Here is a 4166-nt window from a genome sequence, read left to right as displayed (position 1 = left end):
GTCGGGAGTCCTAAAACTTTTTACTTCTGGCACCGCCTTTTTCCAGTCAATCCCCCAGTGATTAATGCTACCCAGCTTATTGTAAGATTCAGCCCTGACTATGCCTAGTTTTTTCATTACCTGCTGCAACTCAAGTTCAACCGACTTGGTTATCCCCACCACAGGGACGATTTGAGTCGATATCCTTTTTGCCGCGCCTACTTTTCTTGGCATCGTTAACTGCTATTTCCTACACTCACTTCAATAATAATCTAGCGCTAGCTAAATGTCAATGTCTGTATTACACCGATAAATCCAGTTTTATCCCGATTTATCGGGACTTAATTGCAAGACTCTTGGTGTTCTAATGATAGACAGCAACTCTTCTGTCTGTCGCAGATGGCAAACAATAGCCTCGGATAAGCGGTAAGACTGAGACAAAGACAGACATTGCGCTTTAACCCTATTGACACTCCCCGTCCTATAAGAACGGGGATTCTCACTTCAACGAGCCAACTTGCTCAACCAGACCGGAATCAGGAAGAGTAGAGGTCGATTCTCCATGAGCGTTGGGGTCTATGACCCAAGTTCCGGTGTGCCCCACCGTACCTAAGGCTCTTTTTAGAATATTGATCGCAGCATTGTGGTCGCGGTCTAATTCACAGCCACACTCACAGACGTGGGTTCTGGTTGATAAAGATTTTTTGACAACTTCGCCACAATTAGAGCATTTTTGACTGGTATAGGCAGGATTGACAGCTACTGTTTGCCTGCCAAACTTTTGCCCAAAATGCTCTAGCCACTTTCTAAATTGATACCAACCTGCATCATTAATAGATTTGGCAAGACAATGGTTTTTAACTAGGTTTTTAACCCTCAAGTCTTCGTAAGCGACCACATCGTTAGAGTGGATTACGCAACCCGCCAGTCTCTTGGCGTGTTCTTCACGCTGCCTACTTATTTTGAGGTGTGTCCTACCTAGTCTATTAATGGCTTTTTTGCGATTGGAAGAGCCTTTCTTTTTGCGAGAAACTCTGCGTTGATAAAACTTTAAACGCTTCTCTCCCTTACGATAAAATCTTGGGTTAGGTTCTGTACCGCCTCTAGAATCGGTGTAAAATTCCTTTAATCCCACATCTAAACCAATATTGGAATGAGAGGGTTCTAAAGGTTCTTCTACATTGACTTTTACGCAGAATTGAACATAATAACCATCCGCGCGACGAACTAGCCTAACTCGCTTAATCAGCTTTTGGTCGTAACGCCACAAGTCCCAAGTTCCCTTGAGTTTTAGTTTTCCTATACCTTTTTTATCAATAAATGAAATTGACTTGGCATCAGGGGAAAGCTTCCAGCCAGATGTTTTGTATTCAACTGATCTGGAAAACTTCTTGAACTTGGGATAACCTTTCTTTCCAGGAATTTGCTTATTGCAGTTACTATAGAACCTCGAAATCGAATTATAAGCTCGTTCCACGGAAGCCTGGCAGGCATGGGAGTTCAAGTCTTTGACAAAAGAAAACTCAGCTCTGAGCCATGTGTTATAGCGATATAGGTCTTTTTGTCCTACGCCTTTATTGTCCATCCAGTATCGGAGACACTTATTGCGTACAAATTGACCCGTCCTTATCGCATCGTCGATGGCGGTATATTGAGTTTTATTCCCTTTGACTTTGAACTCTAAGACGATCATTTGACGTGAAAAAACTCTACGTAAACTATAACTCAAAATAAAAAGACTGTCAATAGCCCCGTCCTAGAAGGACGGGGCTATTGACCCAAAATTTTTGGTCAAGCTTTTAACCACACCCTGTTGAACTACCCATAGTTGATCAGGTTCTAGAGCAATCAAGTCACGGCGCTTAAAGAGATGAACAGATGGCTTGAACCTAGTGGTGACAGGGTTCTGATTCACTAACGATTGCTCTGATGCCTTACCAAATCTGGGAATTGTCATGATTCTTAATAAAAATAGCTTTCATTTCACTTAAGCAGTAGTGTAAGCTATTCCAAGTAGCTATTGAATATATTTTGCAATACTGAGCCTAGGAGGTGTAGATAGTGGCAAACACTGCTGAGAGTTCCCGATTAGTAGAGGGAGAGTATGGTTGGTGGGCAGGTAACGCTCGCCTGACGGAGTTATCCGGGAAATTATTGGGGGCTCATGTTGCCCATGCTGGTCTAATCGTCTTCTGGGCTGGAGCAATAACCCTGTTTGAACTATCCTGCTTCAATCCTGCCAAACCCATGTACGAACAAGGCTTAATCCTGCTGCCCCACTTAGCAGCTCAAGGCTGGGGCGTTGGTGCTGGGGGAGCTATAGTCGATACTTACCCCTACTTTGTGATTGGTGTTTTGCACCTGATCTCTTCAGCATTTCTCGGCTTTGGTGGTATCTTCCACGCCCTCCGTGGTCCGGAAACTTTGGAAGAACAGTCTGGCTTCTTTGGGTATAGCTGGGCAGATGGTGACAAAATGACCACTATCATCGGCATTCACCTGATTCTACTGGGATTTGGAGCTTTTCTACTGGTGGCTAAAGCGATCGCTTTTGGGGGGTTGTACGATCCAGCAGTGGAGAATGTGCGAGTGATTAATAACCCTACTCTCAATCCAGCAGTGATTTTCGGCTATCTGTTTGGTACTGTGGGCAAGAACTGGATTGCTGGAGTGAGTAACCTAGAAGATGTAGTTGGTGGTCATATTTGGGTTGGTTTGCTGTGTATTGGCGGTGGCTTTTGGCACATCAAGACTCAGCCATCTGAATGGACGCGCGGTCTTTTTATTTGGTCTGGAGAAGCCTATCTTTCTTACAGCTTGGGCGCTTTAGCGCTGATGGGGTTTATCGCCGCGTACTTCTGCGCTGTTAACACCGTAGTCTACCCAGAAGTTTTCTATGGTCCTGCCTTATCAATTAAGCTGGGTGTTTTCCCCTACTTTGCCGATCCTAACTCTAGCTTCCCTTCTTGCCGGAGTTGGTTAGCTAATGCTCACTTCTTCCTTGGGTTTTTCTTCCTCCAAGGTCATATTTGGCATGCTTTGCGAGCAGCTGGCTTTGATTTTGGCCGGGGTAAGGTAGTAGCTTCAGAAGCTACTACCTAAATTCAGCTTAATGCAATTAATTCTAATAAAGTGTCGATATAATGGCATTTTATTGACCAAATCAAAATGCAAATAATTCTCAAAGAGGTACATCAATGACAGCAGTAATTGCTGATAGTCCCAAGCAAGGCCAAATCTCAAAAGTAGGCTGGTGGGCTGGTAATGCTCGTTTTATTGAATTATCCGGTAAGTTGCTAGGCGCTCATATTGCCCATGCTGGTTTGATAGTCCTGTGGGCGGGAGCAATGACCCTGTTTGAACTATCTCGCTACACCCCTGACGTGCCGATGTATGACCAGGGATTAATCTTGTTGCCCCACCTGGCTTCCTTAGGGTTGGGTGTTGGGTCTGGTGGTCAAATTATCGACACCTATCCCTATTTTGTGGTTGGGGTCTTGCATTTGATTTCCTCAGCAGTGCTGGCAGCTGGAGGACTTTACCATTCCCTGCTTACCCCAGATAAATTAACCAAAGATAGCACCTTTGCTGGTTTCTTTGGCTATGACTGGGAAGACTCCGACAAGATGACCACCATTATCGGGATTCACCTAATCCTTTTGGGGGTTGGTGCTTGGCTCTTGGTAGCTAAAGCCATGTTTTGGGGTGGACTATTTGACCCCTGGGCGAGTGGCGGTGGCAATGTACGAGTGATTACCGATCCCACCCTTAGCCCTGTCAAAATTTTTGGCTACTTAATTGGTGCATCCGGTTCAGAAGGCATGGCAGCCGTGAATAATTTAGAAGATGTGGTTGGCGGTCACATCTGGATTGGTTCGATCTGCATTGCTGGTGGTTTCTGGCACATCTTGACTAAGCCATTTAACTGGGCACGTGAGGTTTTGGTTTATTCCGGGGAAGCTTATCTCTCCTATAGCTTAGGGGCGCTCGCCTACATGGGAATTTTTGCCGCCTACTTTGTCATGGTCAATGACACCGTTTATCCGGAAGTGTTCTATGGTCCAGTAGGGACTTTAGAAGCCAGTGATGGCATCGTGTCTGCTCGCGGTTGGTTGGCAGCATTCCACTTTGTCTTTGCCGTGTTGTTTCTGTTCGGTCATATCTGGCATGCTATCCGGGCGCGAGGA

At 45.3% G+C, this 4166-nt stretch carries 4 protein-coding genes and 1 pseudogene; 2 read left to right on the top strand and 3 right to left on the bottom strand.

Annotated elements, in window-relative coordinates:
- The 3 genes and pseudogenes from F6K20_RS26975 to F6K20_RS26965 form a co-directional block, all read right to left on the bottom strand.
- Positions 1-213, bottom strand: a pseudogene (locus tag F6K20_RS26975) (transposase); the annotation flags it as partial.
- Positions 214-478: 265 nt separating this feature from the next.
- On the bottom strand, positions 479-1672 hold the full coding sequence (locus tag F6K20_RS26970) for an RNA-guided endonuclease InsQ/TnpB family protein (RefSeq protein WP_008185416.1): 1194 nt from the start codon (positions 1670-1672) through the stop codon (positions 479-481).
- Positions 1673-1735: 63 nt separating this feature from the next.
- Entirely contained in the window at positions 1736-1936 is a 201-nt protein-coding gene (locus F6K20_RS26965) for a hypothetical protein (protein ID WP_008185418.1), read from the bottom strand.
- 104 nt (positions 1937-2040) lie between these two features.
- Between F6K20_RS26965 and F6K20_RS26960 the strand changes: the two genes are divergently transcribed.
- Both F6K20_RS26960 and F6K20_RS26955 read left to right on the top strand, forming a co-directional pair.
- Positions 2041-3081, top strand: coding sequence for a chlorophyll a/b binding light-harvesting protein (locus F6K20_RS26960; protein WP_008185420.1), 1041 nt, complete (start codon positions 2041-2043; stop codon positions 3079-3081).
- Between the two features lie 95 nt (positions 3082-3176).
- The coding region (locus tag F6K20_RS26955; protein WP_287296691.1) for a chlorophyll a/b binding light-harvesting protein at positions 3177-4166 on the top strand (990 nt) is incomplete at its 3' end.

This window comes from Moorena sp. SIO2C4, from assembly GCF_010672485.1.
In the GTDB taxonomy this organism is placed as follows: domain Bacteria; phylum Cyanobacteriota; class Cyanobacteriia; order Cyanobacteriales; family Coleofasciculaceae; genus Moorena; species Moorena producens.
Note: the sequence above shows the minus strand (reverse complement) of the source record. Positions and strands in the feature narration are given on the sequence as shown.

What these genes read in the sequence shown, in the direction of transcription:
- F6K20_RS26965 (WP_008185418.1), bottom strand. Translation starts at nt 1,936, where the DNA reads ATGACAATTCCCAGATTTGGTAAGGCATCAGAGCAATCGTTAGTGAAT.
- F6K20_RS26970 (WP_008185416.1), bottom strand. Translation starts at nt 1,672, where the DNA reads ATGATCGTCTTAGAGTTCAAAGTCAAAGGGAATAAAACTCAATATACC.